Origin of the sequence: Thermococcus sp. GR5, from assembly GCF_012027535.1 — an archaeon.
GTDB lineage: Archaea > Methanobacteriota_B > Thermococci > Thermococcales > Thermococcaceae > Thermococcus > Thermococcus onnurineus.
Window position 1 is genome coordinate 170812 of record NZ_SNUN01000004.1, and the last position, 18233, is coordinate 189044.

The following is an 18233-nucleotide window of genomic DNA, read 5'->3' on the forward strand; positions in this document are numbered from 1 at the left end:
GTGGATACAAAATCAAAAAACATGAATAATGAGTTCCAAAAGTATAATAGTAAGAGGGAAAGGAAATCAAATAACCTCTCCAAAAGCGAACTTTCTCTTGACTGAGTTTATGACGATCTCAACCTCGTCGCCGACCTGAGTGTTCGGGACGAAGATAACGAAGCCCTTTATCTTGGCGATACCATCACCACCTTTTCCAAGGCCCTCGATCTTAACTCTATACCTTTCTCCAACCTTAACAGGGGCTTCGTAGCCACCGTCAAATCCATTTCCATACATATCTAACACCAACTCTTTCAACTTTTGGTACCCTTTGGATGGCTCCAGAAGAGCACCAGGTCTATTTAGTTTGATACTTTATAAACCTTTGGGCAGTTCCAGCGAGTTACCTTTGCCAAAAAAGTAAACAAAAATGTTTGAGACACCAAAACAAGCTGAAAAAAGTGAGATTTCGACCGAAGATTCCGTTTTAAACCTCAGGTTCAGAAAACGCTTTTATCCATAAACCCATTAGTTTAGATTAGGTGGAGTGGATTTCATCTGGAGGTGATAATTTGAGTGAGATTACCCTCAACAAAGTGTGCCGAATCGCCGGTGAGGCGAAGCTCGTGCTGTATGAAGAAAACGGAACAGTTCAAGATGCACTCTTCATCGCCACTGCCCCAATTAGGGGATTTGAGAAGCTTGTAGTAGGCAAAAATCCACTTTTCGCGGTCGAAGCTGTCATGAGAATCTGCGGTCTCTGTCATGCGTCCCACGGTATAGCGATGAGCGAGGCCATAGAAAATGCCATTGGAATAACACCGCCAAGAAACGGAATACTGATGAGAGAAGCCCTCGGCCTCGTGAACAGGATTCAGAGCCACATGCTCGAGTTCCTCATGGTTGCTGGGGACCTGCTAATCGAAGAGAAACGGGAAGAAGTTCTGTTCCAGCTCATGGACTTCCACGCCAAGATCAGCGACTACCTTCTCAAGATGGGAGGCGCAGCAACACATCCCCCAAACCTCACCGTGGGAGGAATGTTCTCTGTCCCCAAGTGGAGCGTCTTCAACAACCTCAAGGCACGCCTTCCAAAGCTGACCGAGCAGTGGGAAGAGATAGCACATTTGCTGACCGATGAGGACATCCAGACAGAAGTTGCTGATGAACTCAGGGAGAAGAAAGCGGAAAACAACTACCTGGTAAGCAGCCTGTTCTACGGGGACAGGTTCAACATAAACGCCGAGAGAATTGAGACAATGCCCTATTATGAATACAGAAAGGACAACCCCCACTCAAAGGAGTCCACCACACTCATAGCCTTCTACGGTGGGGAAAAGGTTGAAGCTGGCCCAAGGGCAAGGATGAAAGTTTACCGGGAGTTTACAGATTCTTCCCTCTATGGCCTTCACACCGCGAGGGTTCAGGATACAACGCTGGCACTCATTAGGCTTGAAGAAATCCTTGACAGCATAAAGATGGACGAGCCATTCAGAACGAAGAACATAGTTTTCGGGCCAGGCAAGGGTGTTGGAGTCTACGAGGCACCAAGGGGAACACTCATCCACTTGATCGAACTTGGAGACGAGGGCAGAGTGGTTTCCTCCAAGATAATCGTTCCCACAATGTTCAATATTCCCGTGATGGAGGAGATGGCAAAAGGTCTGAGCGTTAAAGCGGCCGAGGCCGTTATGCGCCTATATGACCCATGTATTCCATGTACGACCCACGTTGTGAGGTTGGGGGGATGATTATGGAGAAGCTTAAGGTTCTTCATGTTGATGTAGGGGGTTGTGAGGGATGCAACGTCAGTATCATTCGCGCATATCCAAAGCTCATGGACTTGATAGAGCTCGACATATCATACCTGCGGAAGGATGAGTGTAAGCTCGACGAGTACGACGTGGCGATAATAACCGGTGGAGCATGTATGAACGAACCAAGGATTCTTGAAGAGCTGAAGGAGATAAGGGAAAAAGCTCACACTGTGGTGGCCTTCGGTTCGTGTGCAACCTTCAGCGGGATATTGCGCTTCTGCCGCGGCGGGCAGGAGCCAAGGCCCGACCACAGAAACTTCCAGCCCATAAACAGTGTGATTAAAGTTGATTACTCCATCCCTGGCTGCCCGCCAACACCGCAGATGCTCCAGTCCTTCTTCAAGTTCTACATCAACGGTGACGAGAGAAGGCTGAGGCTCTTCAAGGTGAGTGCCGACATAAAGAAGCTGAGCGGCTTTGACCTGATAGACGATATAGTGCTTACGGGCCTCTGCATAGGTTGTGGTGCCTGTGAGCTGTCGTGCCCGACCAACGCAATCAAGCTGATAGACAAGAGGCCTAACCTCGTTCAGGAGAAGTGTATCCGCTGCGGCACCTGCTATATAAGGTGTCCGCGCGCCTCACAGATTCTGTCCATGGGTGGTGCGAGATGATGAGCGTTTCAGAAAATCTTTTGGGAAACGTCTTTGGAATTTATCTTGCGCGGGCAACCGATGAGGAAATCCTCAAAAGAAAGGTTGCCAGTGGCGGTGCGGTTACAGCCCTCCTAGCCTACGCCCTGGAGAAGGGCCTCATAGATGGCGTTGTAACGGCCAAAAGGACAGAGGGGTTGGAGGGTCAGGCGGTAGTTGCGAGGACGAGGGAAGAACTCCTTGAAACTGCCGGAAACAAGTGGAGCATAGTGCCCTTCGCCTCCAGGATGAAGGCCAAGATAGAGGAGGAAGACCTAAAGAACGTTGCCGTGGTCTGCCTCCCCTGCCAGGCCCAGTTCTTCGGCCAGATGAGGGACTTCCCACTCCTGGAAAGTGATTTCGGAGAGAGGATAAAGTACATCGTCAGCCTCTTTTGCATAGGAACATTCGCATTCGAGGCATTCCTCAACTACCTCAGGATGAAGCACGGCATAATGGCCCAGGATATCAAGGACATAGTCCTTAAGGGAGACTACCTGGAGATATACCACGGTGATTCAGTGCTCTCACTGCCGATAAAAGAGGTTTACTCGTACCTCCAAGCCGGCTGTCTGGTCTGTACGGACTACACCGGAACCTGGAGCGACATCTCGGCCGGTTTCGTGGAGAGCGAGAGGGGATGGACTGTCCTCATAACGCGCAACCTTAAGGCAGAAGAACTCGTTAAGAGCGCCGAGAAGGACGGATACATAGAGCTGCGCGACGGCTCCCCCGTGATGGGAGAAGTCCTCAAAGCGGCCAGGGAAAAGCTTGCGAGAGCGCAGAAGAACATGATGTATCTGCTCTGAGGACAACTTTTCCATTTTCTCGCTATCCTTTTGGAAGGTGGTTGAGTTGATAAAGAAAGTGAAAATTCTCAAGTGGCAAGATGGGCTCGTTCCTACAGAGGACTACGTCTGCGTCGAGGAGACCTTTGAAATCTTCGCAGTACACGAAAAGGACGAAGAGTTTCTCGCCGAACTTCCTGCTTCACCCAACCAGCTGAAGGAACTTGGAGCCGGATTCGTCGTGTGCGGGGGCTATGAAAGACCGGAGGACATAGTTGACGTATGGGTTGAGGGCAAGGAGATTTACGTGAAGTTGAAGGATACCCCCGCCACGGGCGAGCTGGTTGTGAAACACACCCCCTGCGGCGACCCCTACAGAATGAAGGAGGGCAGAATTCTCAGCAGGAAGGGCGAGGAAGTCAAAATAACCCCCGGCCTCGTATTGAAGATATCCTCCACGATGACAACGCTGGCTGAGACGTGGAGAAAGACAGGGGGCACCCACTGGGCGGCCCTCTTCGATTTGAACGCCAATGTCGTTGCCTTCAGCGAGGACATAGGCAGGCACAACGCCGTCGATAAGGTCGTAGGATACGCCGTCCTCAACGGACTCGACCTTGAAAGGCTTATCCTGGCATCGAGCGGCAGGATGCCATACGGCATGGTAAGAAAGGCAGTCAACGCGGGCATTCCAGTAGTGGTGACGAAATCACCGCCGACGGACAAGGGCGTGGAGCTCGCCAGGGAGCACGGGGTAACCCTAATAGGCTTCGCGAGGGGAAGGCGCTTCAACGTGTACTCCGGGGAGCATCGATTATTGTTCTAAGACTTATTCCTATTTTGTCCTAACTTCCCTCGCCCTAAGGGACAATACCTGATGAACGGCCAAACATGTCTATTAAGGGCATTCTTAATTCAATGTTCTACGTTCATAAATGACCTTAAGTGATCTTGTTTACCCCAGTATTTGGCAGTATACAAACAGACTTAAAAAAAGCCTTCTGAGGGCTTTATTTCGCTGTTTCTCAATGGACATAACCTTTTGTTAAAAACCAAGCTATTTAAAAAGTGTTTTAAGCCAAATAGAGAACTATTATTGAAAATCAAATAGCGTACAGTACACCATATAGAGTACATTGGCGACCAAAAATGTCCCCCAATGTGGAGGTGTGGAGAATGAGTGAAAGGCTCGTCCCCGTGGTCTGCCCCTACTGTGGTGTAGGGTGCAGGCTATACATCAGGAGTGTTGATGGCTATCCCGTAGGCATAGAATACGCCAAGGACATCCCCAACATCTCAAACGAACTCGGAAAGCTCTGCCCTAAAGGCAACGCCGTCGTTGAGTACCTCCTCGCAAAGGACAGGCTCAAAAGACCCCTCAAGGCCAAGGAACAGGGCAAGTTCGTTGAGATAAGCTGGAGCGAGGCAATAAAGGAGGTTGCCGAGAGGCTCAAGGCTTATGCCAAGGACGACCCGAACCAGCTCATGTTCTTCGGCTCTGCGAGAACATTCAACGAGCCCAACTACCTCGTCCAGAAGCTGGCCAGGATGCTCGGCACCAACAACGTTGATCACTGTGCAAGGCTCTGCCATGCACCGACTGTCACGGGTCTCAAGGCTGTTTTCGGTGCCGGCGCAATGACCAACACCTACAAGGACATTGAAGAGGCAAACGTCATCTTCATTATCGGCCACAACTACGCTGAGACCCACCCGGTTGGCTTCCGCTACGTCCTTAAGGCCAAGGAGAGGGGCGCTAAGGTCATAGTCGCTGACCCGAGGTTCACTAGGACGGCCTGGTTCGCCGACATATTCCTACAGCACTACCCGGGAAGCGACATTGCGCTGATAAACGGTCTCATCCACGTCATCATCAAGGAGCGGCTCTACGACGAGAAGTTCGTGAGGGAGAGATGCGTTGGCTTCGATGAAGTTGTGGCAGCCGTCGAGAAGTTCACACCCGAGTTCGTCGAGAAGGTAACCGGTGTCCCGGCGGAACTCATCATTGAAGCTGCAAGAACCTTCGCGACCGCAGGAAAGGGTGTCATAACCTGGGCCATGGGTCTAACCCAGCACACCCACGGAACTGAAAACGTCAAGCTCCTTGGAACGCTCGCGGCCATCTGCGGTTACCAGGGCAAAGAAGGTGCCGGCTGTTCCCCAATGCGCGGTCAGAACAACGTTCAGGGAGCATGTGACATGGCAGCCCTGCCGAACGTCTTCCCAGGCTATCAGGCCGTCACTGATCCTGAAAAGAGGAAGTTCTTTGAGGAGTTCTGGGGTGTTGAGCTGAGCGGCGAAGTTGGACTGACAACTGTGGAGGCTGCCTACGCGGCCGACAAGGGCAAGGTAAAGGCCTACTATGTCATGGGTGAGAACCCAGTCATAAGCGAGGCCAACGCCAACCACGTGATGCACACCCTCGAGAAGCTCGAGTTCATGGTCGTCCAGGATATCGTCCCGACCCCAACTATGGAGTATGCAGATATAGTTCTGCCGGCCGCGGCCATGCTCGAGAACGAGGGTTCTCTGACCAATACAGAGAGGCGCGTGCAGTGGAGCTTCCAGGCGGTAAAACCACCCGGAGAAGCAAGGCCCGACTGGTGGATTCTTAGCGAGGTCGGTAAGGCCATAGGTTTTGACAAGACCGGATCCGGTGGATTCGTCTACAATGATGCAGCCGACGTTCTCAGGGAAATCAACGCCTGTACTCCGCAGTATCGCGGTATAACCCCAGAGAGGCTCAAGGAGAACCTTGCAGGACTCCACTGGCCATGTCCGAGCCCAGACCACCCAGGAACGAGGGTCCTCTACAAGGAGAAGTTCCTCACTCCCAGCGGAAAGGCCAACCTCGCGGCCGTTCCGGAGTACAAGGGACCAGTCGAAATGCCGGACGAAGAGTATCCGTTCCTCCTTACGACCCACAGATACGTCGGAATGTACCACACCGCAACCATGACCATGAGGAGCTGCGCACTCAAGAAGCGCTGGCCAGAACCCCTCGCCGAGATACACCCGGATGACGCAGTGAAGCTCGGAATAAAGAGTGGAGACTGGGTTAAGGTCGTCACAAGGAGAGGAGCATATCCGATTAAGGCAAAGGTCACCAGGGCTGTCAAGAAGGGCGTAATAGCTGTCCCGTGGCACTGGGGAGCAAACGTCCTCACCAACGATGCCCTCGACCCGGTAGCAAAGATACCGGAAACCAAAGCCTGTGCCTGTAACGTCGCTAAGATCACAGAGGAAGAGGCCAGGAAGCTCATGGAGAAACTCCCACCACTCATACCCAAGATTGAGGTCGTTAGGGGGTGAATTAAATGGCTAGAAAGACAGTCTTTATTGACTTTTCAAAGTGCATCGAGTGCCGCGCCTGTGAGGTAGCTTGCGAGCGCGAACACAGTGGAATGTCATTCATCAGCGTCTTTGAGTGGCAGGAAATGGCCGCTATGGCCCTCAACTGCCGCCACTGTGAGAAGGCTCCCTGTGTTGAGGTCTGTCCAACCAACGCCCTCTACCGCGACAAGGATGGAGCAGTCCTGCTCGCTCCACAGAAGTGTATCGGCTGTCTCATGTGCGGCATAGTCTGTCCCTTTGGAATACCCGAGCTCGATCTCATCAACAAGATAATGGGCAAATGTGACCTCTGCGCCCATAGGAGAGCCGAAGGAAAGCTTCCAGCCTGTGTTGAGACCTGCCCAACAGATGCTCTCATCTACGGCGACTTCAACGAGATAGTCAAGAAGAGAAGGGAGAAGTTTACGGAGAAAACCATAGAACTCGCCAAAACTGCAGAGCGCATCCCGCTGACGGGGGTGTGATATCATGGAAGAGCTTTTTATTCTTTCCTTTTCAATTCCGCTGGTTGGAGGCCCTTTACTGTTCAAACTCGACGGTAAAAGAGCGGATTACTTCATGCTCATCACTGTCATCCTTGCCACAATACTCAATCTCGCGGGAGTTTATGAGTTCTATTCCTCTGGAATGCCTACTATACACAAAACTCTCGTGAGCTCCACAACCCTCGGTGAGGTCTACGGTCTCTTGATAGACCCAATGAGCGTGTGCGTTGGCCTGGTTGTGATAACAGCCGGACTGCTTTTTATGATCTATGCAAAAGACTATATGAGCCCGGAGAACAAAGAGCACCCAGTCTATGAGGATAAGGGTAGGTTTTACGCTTGGATGGTGCTCTTTATCGGAGCAACACTCGCATTCATTTACTCCTCGTCGGTTCTCCAGCTGCTGATATTCTTCGAAATTATGAGCCTCGCCTGTTGGGGTGTAGCAGGCTATTATGGAAGTAAAAAGGCCAAAAGGGCAGCATATAAAGCGTTGCTTGTTACCAACTTTGGAGCGGTGATAGGTCTATACACCGCGGTAGGTATAGGAATCACACACCTTCACGACCTGAGCATATTTTCATATTCTGGCCTCAATGACAGCCTTAAACTCGTCGTTTTTATCGGGGTTATGATAGCTGCTTTTACCAAGAGCGCCCAGTTTCCGCTTTATTCATGGCTCCCAGATGCAATGGTCGCCCCAACACCTGCTTCAGCCTTCCTCCACGGTGCAGCGATGGTTGAGATGGGTGTGTACCTGCTGGCCAGATTCATCCAGTTCATGAATCCCATACCCAAAGAAGGATTTTACGTCATGGCAGCCCTCATCATCGCCACTCAGATAATCTGCATCCTGATGTATCCTCTCCAGAAGAGCGCGAAGAGGCTGCTCGCCTACTCAACAATAGCAGAGTCTGGATTGATGTACGTGGCCCTCGCGACGGCAGTCCTCGGGTTGCAGGGGGGACTTCAAGCTTCAATGTTCCAGCTATTCAACCATGCCTACATCAAAGGTCTCGCTTTCCTGACGGCTGGAACGTTCAGCTACGCCCTGGGAACCCTTGAGATGGACAGGATAAAGGGCCTCATTAAATCCCCTGTGGTCGGCTACAGCTGGACCTTTGCCCTGCTTGGTTTAGCTGGCGTTCCACCATTCGGCGTGTTCTTCGGAAAGCTGGGAATACTCAGCAATGCCAAGGCAATGGAAGAGAGCGTCCTCATCATTGCCATGTTTGTTTTACTTCTCCTCGACTCAGCAGTGTTCCTCATGGTGTCTCTGAAGAGGATACACGGCATGGTCTTCAGCGAGGGCGGAGAAGAAGTCGAAATTACACCACTGATGAAGGCTGTGATGGTTATCCTGCTCGTCCTGGCCATGCTGGCCCCGTACATAGCGTATCCACTGATCGTCAAAGTGGGGTGGTGAAAAATGTTCGACGTAACGCTCACTCTTTCACTCGATAGAACTGCAGTGTTCTTCGTACTCAACGTCGCGATACTCGGCATAGCGGCGCTAGTTGCATCGTTCAGATACATGAGGATATACGAGTTCAAACCAAAGATACCCTACTACCCAACGCTCGCCATCTTCATAGTCTCGATGCTTCTCATCCCAATGGTCCAGGACTGGCTCAGTTTCCTCTTCCTCTGGGAGATAATGACTCTCGCCTCATACTTCCTGATAATCTACGACTGGCCGGAGGAGAACGTCAAGAAGGCCGGCTGGAAGTACTTCGTGACCATGCACCTCTTCGACACATCTCCCCTCATGCTGGCAGTGACTATGTACTACGCCTTCCATGGAACGTTCAACTTTGGGGTCATAACGGAGTACAGCAATGCCATAGTCGCCCTCTTTCTCCTGGGATTTGCGGCCAAGGCCGGCCTCTTCCCGCTCCACTTCTGGTTACCGGACGCCCACCCGGCCGCACCGAGCCCGGTCTCAGCCTTGATGAGTGGTGCCATGGTCGAACTCGGCCTCTACGGAACCATCAGGGTTCTCGATGCTGTGGGATGGAGCGTCGCAACCTGGATAGTTTATCTCATCGGCACTATGGCAGTGCTCAGCATGCTGGCTGCCATATTCAGCTACGCCCTCCAGGACGACGTCAAGAGGCTCTTCGCATGGTCCACCATCGACAACATGGGCTGGATGTATCTGCTCATCCTGGCAGGCCTCCTCGGCGTTTCAGGAGTGGAGAAGGGCGTTGACTACTACGTCGTGGCACATGGACTCGCGAAGGCGGCGGCGTTCATATCAACGGGTGCCCTCCTCTACGTTTTCGGTACGAGGAGCCTGAAGAAGGCAAAAGGTATTACGAACACTGACAGCCTCACCGCGGGACTCATGATGGCCTCAATATTCGCCCTCGAAGGTGTTCCACCCTTCAACCTCTTCATGAACAAGCTCAATGTGATAAAGACTCTCCTGACGGTCAGCCCGGCCCTGGCATACTTCACGGCCCTTGAGTGGGTGATAGCGTTCATACTGTTCCTCAGAGTGGTTCACGCCTACATCCTCAGCGAAGGTGAACCAGAGGCCAAGAGAAAGCTTGCTGGAAGCATAGCCCTCTCCGTGATAGTCCTGCTCATTCTCTCCATGGTAAGCCAGTTCGTCTGCGACTACATATGGGTGAGGTGGTGAAGATGGAGGGACTCTTTACGCTCGCCGTCATCCTGTATTTCCTCTCCATACCCGCAGCGTTAGCCCTCAAAAGGAGCTTCAAGGCTTCAATCAGCATTGGCCACATACTCACGGCTCTAGCCTCCATAGCTCTGTTAGCCTTTACCTTTGTGTCAATACCAGATATCCTCAGCGGGAAGGCCATAGAATTCACATATGACTTAGGAGTGGCCCAGATTCCGTTCCAGATTGATGGGCTCTCGCTGATAATGTGCTTCATCTTCGGCGCCCTCGGACTTGCAGCGTCAATATATTCCCCGAGATACATGGCAATCTACGAGAAGTCAGGCAGAGGCTGGATGTACATAACCATATATTCAGTGTTTATGCTCTCCATGATACTCATAGTAACAATAGCCAACATGTTCTGGTTCATTTTCCTCTGGGAGGTCATGACGTTTACATCGTACCTCCTGACGATCTGGGAAAGCGACAAAGAGGATGTCAGAAAAGCCGGCTGGAAGTACTTCGTGACCATGCACATAGTGAGCACACTGCCACTGATAATCGCCCTCGCCCTGCTGTATGCAGACGTTAGCTCAATCGAGGGACTTAACTTTGAGAGTCTAGCGGCCTTAAAACTAAGCCCAGTATTCTACGCCCTCTTCCTGATAGGCTTTGGAAGCAAGTCAGGCGTTGTCCCGCTGCACTTCTGGGCCCCGGAGGCCTATACGGTCGCCCCGAGCAACGTCTCCGCTCTAATGGCTGGAGCACTGGAGAAGGTCGCGGTCTATGCCCTGATAAGGACTACATGCTTTATCATGAAGCCAAACGAGACTTTCGGATATGCAGTTGCCCTGCTTGGAACAGTAACCCTGACAGTTGGAACCCTCTACGCGTTGAAGCAGACCGATGCCAAGAGACTTTTGGCCTACCACAGTATCGGCCAGATAGGCTACATCTGGCTCGGCATGGGCGTTGGGATAGTTTTCATAGCCAGGGGAGATATGTACTCAGCCTTCGGAGCCATAGCCCTAGCATCAAGTCTGTACCACCTCGTTAACCACACGTTCTTCAAGGGACTGCTCTTCCTGTCGACGGGCTCAATATTCTACAGAACCCGCAGCAGGGATCTCAACCAGCTGAGAGGTCTGGCTAAACTGATGCCCTTTACGGCGCTCTTCACATTCATAGCCGCAATGTCAATAGCTGGAACTCCTCCGTTCAACGGCTTTATGAGCAAGTGGATGATTTATCAGTCAACGTTCCTCTCGGGCAACGGCCTGATAGTGTTCTTTGGAGTGATGGCCCTCTTCATAAGCGCAGCAACGCTGGCTTCATTCATCAAGTTCTACACAACCGCATTTGGAGGAGAACCTACTGAGTTTACGAAGGATGCTGAGGAAGTTCCATCCCCTATGCTCATCGCCAAGGGCTTCCTGGCTTCACTCTGCATCCTCCTTGGACTGGTTCCAAGCCTCATCCTGCCGATACTGCTTTCGCCAGGGGCAGCCCTAGCCGGTATAGATGTCTCAGGACTGATGGACACAAACTACTGGCTTGTCACGATTAAAGCTCCGCTTATGCCGACAGGGGCAGAGAGCTACTTCAAACCGCTACTCTTTGCGACACTCTTCGGCGTGATCTTCCTCGGCATGTACCTGCTCTTCCCAATCTCAAAGAAAACCTACAGACCCTGGACCCTCGGTGAGCCCGTGGCGATGGAGCACTACAAGTTCAAGGCGATAAACTACTACGAACCCTTCGAGGAGTACATCCACCCGCTCTACCACACCGGCCACGTTCTCAGCGAGTTCGGATCTGCCCTGATTGGCGCAGTCGCCAATGCGTACGTCTCAACAACAAGGGCCCTCCACAGAGTATGCGATTCTATAAGCAAGAGTGTGGCCGGGATCGGAAAAGAGTACGAGAAGAAGTGCCCCGAAGTCTACCTTGACGAATACTTTCTTGCCCCACTGGTCAAGATAGTGAGGGTCTCAGGAGTGCTTCTAGATGAGGGATTCATGAGGCCAAATGCAGCGTTCACAATAGCCCTGGTAACTCTGGCGGTTATACTTGCCCTGATGGTGCTGTGAGGTGGTGAAGATGACGCTCGAAAAGATTGCATTCGCGGCCCTTTCACTGATGATAATCATCCTCCTTCCGCCCCTCCTCGACGGAATAAGCAGAAAGATCAAGGCTACCGTCCAAGAGAGGCAGGGGCCCCCCGTCTTCCAGACCTACTATGACCTCTCAAGCCTGCTCTCAATGGAGCCGATCCTTCCAACGGACAGACTGGGCTTCCTCATAGCTCCCTATGTGGCCTTTGCTTCAGCAGTCTCAGCCGCCCTGCTCCTCCCCTTCGGGAACTTCGTCCCAGTGGCCTTCACAGGGGACATCTTCGTCTTCCTCTACGTGCTGGCGATATTCTCGATATCGATGATGATGGCAGGCTTCCTCGTGAACAACACCTACTCAAACGCGGGTGCCAACAGGGAGATGATGCTCATCCTCAGCGTGGAGCCGATACTGGGAATAGCGATAGGCATACTCGCGCTTAAGACCCACTCGCTCAGCGTGAGCGGGATTCCACTCAACCTCAGCCTCACACCCTCCGTTGTCCTCGCTTTCATCTTCCTCGCCTACGCCGTCTATACTGAGTGCGCCTTCATACCCTTCGACATAGCCGAGGCCGAAACGGAGATACTTGAGGGTCCACTCGTCGAGTACAGCGGAAAGCTGCTTGGAATCTTCAAGTGGGCCATGCTGATAAAGCGCGTAGCCCTGATATGGCTGTTCGCGAGCTTCATAGTCATTCCAGTCATGAAGGGGTTCGTCGACATCACGACGCCCTACGGTGGTGCAGTAACGCTCGCGGCACAGCTGGCACTCCTGGTGATCTTCTACGTCATGTCGGCCATCATAGAGTCAACGACGGCCCGTATGAAGGTAATCCAGGCCATCAGGCAGAACACGGTGATATTCCTTGCGGGAATAGTCGCGCTGGTGATAGCTTCCCTGGGATGGTGAGGTGGTGCTCATGTCTGAAGTTATCAAGTTTAACGAGGCTCTGAAAAAGAAGCGCGTACACAGGGGAGATGAAAAGGCCAAGGTAACGCGGGAGTACTTGGATGAGATTATCGAGAAGTTCGGGGAGAAGATAAGGGACGTCAAGCAGGCCGCTTACAACCAGTGGATTATAACCGTCGAGAGGGAAGACCTTCCGGAGATAGTCCTCTACTTCCTCAACCACCCGGAGTGGAAGGAGACCCAGCTCTCATCGATGGTGGCCACCGACGAGAGGCCCCTAAACGGCAAGTTCAGCATCACCTACTGGCTCAGCGTTAACGGAAAGGCGGGTGACTTCTATCTCGGCGTCAGGGCTTACCTGCCGGAGGACGACCCGAGGTTCACCTCGATAGCGGCCAAGCACAGGGGCGCGAACTGGTACGAGAGGGAAGCCATGGAGATGCTCGGCCTCACTGCCGAAGGCCACCCCGACCCGAGGCGGCTCGTCCTTCCGGACGACTGGCCGTCCTGCGTCTACCCGCTCAGGAAAGACTTCCACTACTCGAACAGCCCGCCGGGGGAGAAGTTCTACCCCTACAAGGAACCGAAGAAGGACGAGATAGTCGTCCCCTACGGACCGTATCATGTGGCCCTTGAAGAGGCAGCACACTTCAGGCTCTATGTTAAGGGAGAAACCATAACAGACGTTGACTATCGCGGCTTCTACGCCCACAGGGGCATAGAGAAGATATCCGAGGGAAGGCTAACCTACGACCAGGTCTGCTTCATAGCGGAGAGAATATGTGGAATCTGCGGCTGCACACACTCCACAGCCTACTGCCAGGCGGTTGAGAACGCCGGAGGTATAGAGGTTCCCGAGAGAGCCGAGTACATCAGGACGATAGTCCTCGAGATAGAGAGACTCCACAGCCACCTGCTCAACTTTGGAATAGTCTCCCACCTCGTTGGCTACGACTACGGCTTCATGAAAGCCTGGAGGATAAGGGAGCACGTGATGTGGCTCGCGGAAAGGCTGACGGGCAACAGAAAGACCTACGGAATGCTCCTTGTCGGCGGCGTTAGGAGAGACCTTCTGGAGTACAGAAAATCCCTGATAGAGGACGTCCTCAAGAAGATAAAGACCGAGTTCAGTGAGCTCGTCGATGAGGCAATCTCAACGAGCACCTTTGTGAAGCGCCTTGAAGGAGTTGGGGTTCTGCCCTACAAGGTCGCCAAGGAGTGGGACGTTGATGGACCCCTTGGCAGGGGCTCCGGAAGGGACTTCGACGTGAGAAGGGACCACCCGTACGCGGCCTACAAGTACCTCGACTTCAAGGTCCCAGTCTACAAGGAGGGCGACGTTCTGGCGAGGGCCCTCGTCAGAATAGAGGAAGTTTTCGAGAGCATCTGGATAATAGAGCAGGCCCTCGACCAGATGCCCGGAGGAGACATTCTGGCGGAGTACAAGGAGATACCCCCGTACTCGGAAGCGATAGGCATGACCGAGGCACCGAGGGGCGAGAACATTCACTACGTCATGACCGGCGAGAACAACAAGGTCTACAGGTACAGGGCCAGGGCGGCAACCTACAACAACCTGCCGGCTGTTCCCGACATGATGCGCGGCTACACCATAGCCGACGCCCCGCTCATAGTGGCGAGCATAGACCCCTGCTACTCCTGTACGGAGAGGGTTCAGGTAGTCGACGTCGAGAGCGGGAAGGTTAGGGTTCTCAGCGAGACGGAGTTCAACAAGCTCTCCATAAAGGCCTCAAGGAGGGTCTGAGATGGCCGTGACGCTGAAGTACCCCTTCGTGAAGCTTGAGGCTCCTCCGGAGTACAGGGGAATTCCACAGATAGACGCGACCCTCTGCATAGGCTGCGGTGCCTGCGTTAACGCCTGTCCGCCAGATGCACTCCTCAGGATAGACGACTACAACAGAGGAGTTAGAGAAATTGTCCTCGATGTGGGAAGGTGCATCCGCTGTGCTCGCTGTGAGGAGGTCTGTCCCACCGGAGCGATCAAGCTCACGAACCTCTTCGAGGCCGCTTCGCCCGACAGGATGGACCACGTGGAGGTTGTTAGGCTCAGGCTCGTGAAATGCAAAAACTGCGGCAGGTACGCCGACTTCACTGAGAGGCAGGTGAGAAAGGCCCTCCAGATTCTCCCCGAGGAGATCATCGAAAGGGAAGCTCTGGAAGAGAAGGTCTGGATCTGCAGGGACTGCAGGAGGAAAGGGACAGTTGATGGAACCATAGAAGCCAGCAAGGAGGTGGTTCTATGAGCGGAAAGCCGAAGCTCCGCTCCATATGGGTCTTCCACCTCAACACCGGCTCGTGCAACGGCTGTGACATCGAGATAATCGACGTGCTCACACCGTTCTACGACGTCGAGCGCTTTGGAATCAAGCTAGTTGGCTCGCCGAGACACGCTCATGCACTCCTCGTCTCGGGTCCGCTCACGAGACAGGCCTACTACGGCGCCAAAGAGACCATAAAGGCGATGCCTCCGGAGCCAAGGGTAATAGTCGCCATCGGAACGTGCACCTGTAGCGGAGGGATATTCTACAACGGCTATCCAGTCTACAGAAGGCCCGAGAGCGGCAGGGAGGGAAGCGAGTATCCACGGAGGGGAGGTATAGCGGAGCTCATCGCTGACTTGAGGGACGAGGGCGAGAAGGTCGGTCCGGTCATCTACATCCCCGGCTGTCCACCGAGACCGGAGGAGATAATCTACGGCATAGCACAGCTCGTGGGACTCGTCGAGAAGAAGCTCAGCTATCAGGAGTACAGCGACGAGCTGGTTCCCTTCAAGCTCCCAGAGGGGCCGCTGGAGGAGCGCATCAGACTGACCCTTATGGAGAGGCTCAGGCACCTCGTGGGATACCTCGACAGGGAAAAGATCCTCGAGGATTTCATGGGGTTCGTTAAAGAGGCCGAGAAGAGCGAGAATCCCAGGGAGGAGCTGGCCAGGCTCGTCAAGGACTACGCCGCCAAATGCGGGGACGTTAGACTGGGCTTCTGTATGATGCTTCTCGAAAGAGAGTACTGGAGGGTCAAAGATGCCCTGGATGCTGGTAAAGAGTTCGTATATTGGGTTTAAGACCTACCTCGCGGGTGCTCTCTCCCACACGGAGGGAGACTTTGAGGTAGAGGAAGTACTCGGGGAGATAAGCCTTCAGACAGCCCATCTGCTCAGAAAATCCCTCGGACGGTCATACTTCACGCTCGCCGATGCCCCCCTGATTCCCTTCGAAAAGCTGGATGAGGGGGATAGGCGGCTAATCTTGAAGGCCCTCAGGGGCCTTAGGGAGAATGAAAGGCTCAAAATAGAGAGGAGGTGAATTGGATGGCTGAAGCAAAGGAAAAAATCCTGTATGGGGTAGATACAACCTTTGAGGCCGTAGCAAAGAAGGCCACACCAAAGTTCAAGACAACCCCAGGTAGGCTGCTCTTCGCCGGCTTCATGGCTGGTGCCTTTATCGCCTTTGGTTTCCTCCTGGCGGTGGTTGCAGCGGCTGGCTACAGCCCGAAGCTCTTCCCAGACACAGGCAACATATCCACCTTTAAGATACTCCTCGGTGCGGTCTTCCCGGTCGGCCTCATAGCAGTCATCTTAGCGGGAGCCGACCTCTGGACAGGAAACGTCCAGTTCCTCAGCTCGGCTAAGGCGAAGGGCTACGCCGACTTTAAGTGCGTCCTCTACAACTGGTTCGGAAGCTACGGTGGAAACTTCATAGGCTCGATATTCCTCGCGCTCCTGGCCGTTCCGCTGACCGGACTCTTCGGCCACGTTGGAGACCCGAACACCTTCGGCCAGGTCACGGTAGGCATAGCCACCGGCAAGGTCTCGAAGGACATACTGGCATTGTTCTTCCTCGGTATCGGCTGTAACTGGCTCGTCAACGTCGCAATATGGCAGTCGGCCAGGGTTCAGGACGGTGCCGGCAAGATACTCGCCATATGGTTCCCGATCTTCGCCTTCGTTGCCATAGGCTTCGAGCACGCCATAGCCAACATGTGGGCCATTCCAGCGGGCATACTCCTCAGTGACTACGCCATAACCTGGACCCAGTTCTTCCACAACGTAATCCCGGTAACCTTCGGTAACGCCATTGGCGGTTTCCTCTTCGTGGCCTTCTACTACTGGTACCTCAGCCACCCCGAGCTGACCACTGACCGCCTCATCAAAGAAATCATTGACTTCCTTATCGTTTTCATAGCCTTCTGGGCCGTCGCGGCGCTCGTCCCAGCGGGAATCGGCATAGCCCTCGATCAGGCCCTTGGCAAGGGTGCCATGTACCTCGTCCCGCTGGTGCTCTCGGCCTACTACATCGTCGGTGCCTTCGTCCTCTACAAGAAGGCCAGGCCGGCCTGACTGCTCTTTCCTTTTTTCCATCCATCGTGAGAGGTGAGAAAAATGCTCGAAAGCACGTTCATGACGCTCATGAAGCTCATCATTCCCCTCTACATAGCCGCGTTCGTCATCTATGCCGTTAGGGCCTTTAAAGGGCCGAGTATTCCGGATGTTATCCTCGCAGTAGACTGTATGAGCTTTGATATCGCAGCCTTTATGGCCATCCTGGCAGTCTACTTCAAGTCCACCTTCCTCGTGAGTGCGGCCATAATACTCGCCCTCTGGGCGTACCTGCTGGACATCTACGTCGCAAAGTACCTGGCGAACGGGGAGGTGGGAGCATGAGCGAGATACTCTTCTACCTTGGAGCAGTCATGATAATCATCGGCGGCATCTGCGACCTCTTTGGAGCCATAGGCCTACTCCGCTTCCCCAACTTCTACGTCAGGCTACACGCTGCAACAGTTGGAACGATTGGTGGGGCGGTGGTTCCCCTCTTCGGTGTTGCCCTGCTTGCCCTCGGTGCGGACTTCCTACCCCATAGGTACGCCATCGCTGGGGCCAGCTTCATCACGGGGATAATCGTCCTCCTCGCAGCGCCAGCGGGAGCTACTGCACTAGCCTACGCCGCCCATAAGGCCCGGCTCGTGGAGTGGAAGCCAAAGGTCGACCACCTGGCAGAGGTGAGGGGCGATGATTGAAATCCACCTGCTAATCTTAGCTACCGTCGCAGTCCTCGGCATGGTCTTCTCCTACCTGGCCATCACAGAGAAGGACCTGCTCAAGGCGGTCGGATTTTCCGCCGTACAGGCCATAGCCTACGCCATAGCCTTCTACATCTTGATGGCGCCGGACATTGTCCTGGCATACGTTGCCATAGCAGTAGGAATCTACTCTGCCCTGCTCGTCTTCGTGATAAGCAAGACCAAAAGGTACGAGGTGGTGTGAATGAAGCGCTTGGTCACGCTCATCCTCCTGCTCACCGCGGTCATCACGCTGGCCTACGTCTTCCAAGTCCCCCAGCCAGAGGACGTCAAACCCCTCGGTGAGTTCTACCTCGAAAACAGCTATTTCGGGGATTACTCTGCCAGGAGCCCTGAAGTTGTTACCTCAATCCTCTGGGACTACCGTGGCATTGACACGCTCTTCGAGACTGCAGTGTTCTTCCTCGCAATAATAGGCAGCC

Annotated in this window: 19 protein-coding genes and 1 pseudogene; 19 read left to right on the forward strand and 1 reads right to left on the reverse strand. The window is 53.5% G+C overall.

The features are described 5' to 3' along the window. Positions 1-66 precede the first annotated feature (66 nt). Positions 67-279 carry a TRAM domain-containing protein gene (locus E3E33_RS05690; RefSeq protein WP_012572520.1) on the reverse strand — a complete coding sequence of 71 codons (213 nt, stop codon included), beginning with the start codon at positions 277-279 and terminating at the stop codon, positions 67-69. 275 nt (positions 280-554) lie between these two features. Between E3E33_RS05690 and E3E33_RS05695 the strand changes: the two genes are divergently transcribed. The 19 genes and pseudogenes from E3E33_RS05695 to E3E33_RS05785 all read left to right on the forward strand — a co-directional run. Continuing rightward, entirely contained in the window at positions 555-1733 is a 1179-nt protein-coding gene (locus E3E33_RS05695) for a nickel-dependent hydrogenase large subunit (protein WP_167710934.1), read from the forward strand. Then, positions 1730-2413 carry a 4Fe-4S binding protein gene (locus E3E33_RS05700; protein ID WP_238516391.1) on the forward strand — a complete coding sequence of 228 codons (684 nt, stop codon included), beginning with the start codon at positions 1730-1732 and terminating at the stop codon, positions 2411-2413. Before E3E33_RS05695 ends, E3E33_RS05700 begins: the two co-directional genes overlap by 4 nt. Beyond that, a complete protein-coding gene (locus E3E33_RS05705; RefSeq protein ID WP_240912030.1) occupies positions 2413-3240 on the forward strand; it encodes a Coenzyme F420 hydrogenase/dehydrogenase, beta subunit C-terminal domain in 828 nt (275 codons plus the stop codon). The genes E3E33_RS05700 and E3E33_RS05705 overlap by 1 nt, the downstream gene beginning before the upstream one ends. Positions 3241-3277: 37 nt before the next feature. Beyond that, positions 3278-4045 carry a formate dehydrogenase accessory sulfurtransferase FdhD gene (gene fdhD / locus E3E33_RS05710; protein ID WP_342764289.1) on the forward strand — a complete coding sequence of 256 codons (768 nt, stop codon included), beginning with the start codon at positions 3278-3280 and terminating at the stop codon, positions 4043-4045. A 350-nt stretch (positions 4046-4395) separates the two neighbouring features. Further along, positions 4396-6531, forward strand: a complete 2136-nt coding sequence (fdhF, locus tag E3E33_RS05715; RefSeq protein WP_167710937.1) for a formate dehydrogenase subunit alpha — start codon at positions 4396-4398, stop codon at positions 6529-6531. A 5-nt stretch (positions 6532-6536) separates the two neighbouring features. Next, positions 6537-7037: a 4Fe-4S dicluster domain-containing protein gene (locus E3E33_RS05720; protein WP_012572526.1), complete on the forward strand. Its 501-nt coding sequence runs from the start codon at positions 6537-6539 to the stop codon at positions 7035-7037. A 4-nt stretch (positions 7038-7041) separates the two neighbouring features. Then, positions 7042-8484, forward strand: coding sequence for a hydrogenase 4 subunit D (locus E3E33_RS05725; protein ID WP_167710938.1), 1443 nt, complete (start codon positions 7042-7044; stop codon positions 8482-8484). A 3-nt stretch (positions 8485-8487) separates the two neighbouring features. Continuing rightward, positions 8488-9702 carry a complex I subunit 5 family protein gene (locus E3E33_RS05730; protein WP_167710939.1) on the forward strand — a complete coding sequence of 405 codons (1215 nt, stop codon included), beginning with the start codon at positions 8488-8490 and terminating at the stop codon, positions 9700-9702. Between the two features lie 2 nt (positions 9703-9704). Beyond that, positions 9705-11777, forward strand: a complete 2073-nt coding sequence (locus E3E33_RS05735; RefSeq protein ID WP_012572529.1) for a proton-conducting transporter membrane subunit — start codon at positions 9705-9707, stop codon at positions 11775-11777. A gap of 10 nt (positions 11778-11787) precedes the next feature. Then, positions 11788-12711 (forward strand): respiratory chain complex I subunit 1 family protein, encoded by a 924-nt coding sequence (locus E3E33_RS05740; protein ID WP_167710940.1) that lies wholly within the window; start codon positions 11788-11790, stop codon positions 12709-12711. 10 nt (positions 12712-12721) lie between these two features. Continuing rightward, positions 12722-14476 carry an NADH-quinone oxidoreductase subunit C gene (locus E3E33_RS05745; RefSeq protein WP_012572531.1) on the forward strand — a complete coding sequence of 585 codons (1755 nt, stop codon included), beginning with the start codon at positions 12722-12724 and terminating at the stop codon, positions 14474-14476. A gap of 1 nt (position 14477) precedes the next feature. Beyond that, positions 14478-14975, forward strand: coding sequence for a 4Fe-4S dicluster domain-containing protein (locus E3E33_RS05750; protein ID WP_012572532.1), 498 nt, complete (start codon positions 14478-14480; stop codon positions 14973-14975). Further along, positions 14972-15793: an NADH-quinone oxidoreductase subunit B family protein gene (locus tag E3E33_RS05755; protein ID WP_167710941.1), complete on the forward strand. Its 822-nt coding sequence runs from the start codon at positions 14972-14974 to the stop codon at positions 15791-15793. The genes E3E33_RS05750 and E3E33_RS05755 overlap by 4 nt, the downstream gene beginning before the upstream one ends. Next, complete coding sequence (locus E3E33_RS05760) at positions 15753-16034, forward strand: hypothetical protein (RefSeq protein WP_167710942.1); 282 nt, start codon at positions 15753-15755, stop codon at positions 16032-16034. Before E3E33_RS05755 ends, E3E33_RS05760 begins: the two co-directional genes overlap by 41 nt. Before the next feature lie 5 nt (positions 16035-16039). Continuing rightward, positions 16040-17068, forward strand: coding sequence for a formate/nitrite transporter family protein (locus tag E3E33_RS05765; RefSeq protein ID WP_167710943.1), 1029 nt, complete (start codon positions 16040-16042; stop codon positions 17066-17068). Positions 17069-17110: 42 nt separating this feature from the next. Beyond that, positions 17111-17392, forward strand: a complete 282-nt coding sequence (locus E3E33_RS05770; protein WP_012572536.1) for a monovalent cation/H+ antiporter complex subunit F — start codon at positions 17111-17113, stop codon at positions 17390-17392. Next, positions 17389-17748 carry a monovalent cation/H(+) antiporter subunit G gene (mnhG, locus tag E3E33_RS05775; RefSeq protein ID WP_012572537.1) on the forward strand — a complete coding sequence of 120 codons (360 nt, stop codon included), beginning with the start codon at positions 17389-17391 and terminating at the stop codon, positions 17746-17748. The genes E3E33_RS05770 and mnhG overlap by 4 nt, the downstream gene beginning before the upstream one ends. Beyond that, on the forward strand, positions 17741-17995 hold the full coding sequence (locus E3E33_RS05780) for a hydrogenase subunit MbhD domain-containing protein (RefSeq protein WP_167710944.1): 255 nt from the start codon (positions 17741-17743) through the stop codon (positions 17993-17995). The genes mnhG and E3E33_RS05780 overlap by 8 nt, the downstream gene beginning before the upstream one ends. Continuing rightward, positions 17996-18233: pseudogene (locus E3E33_RS05785) on the forward strand (sodium:proton antiporter); the annotation flags it as partial.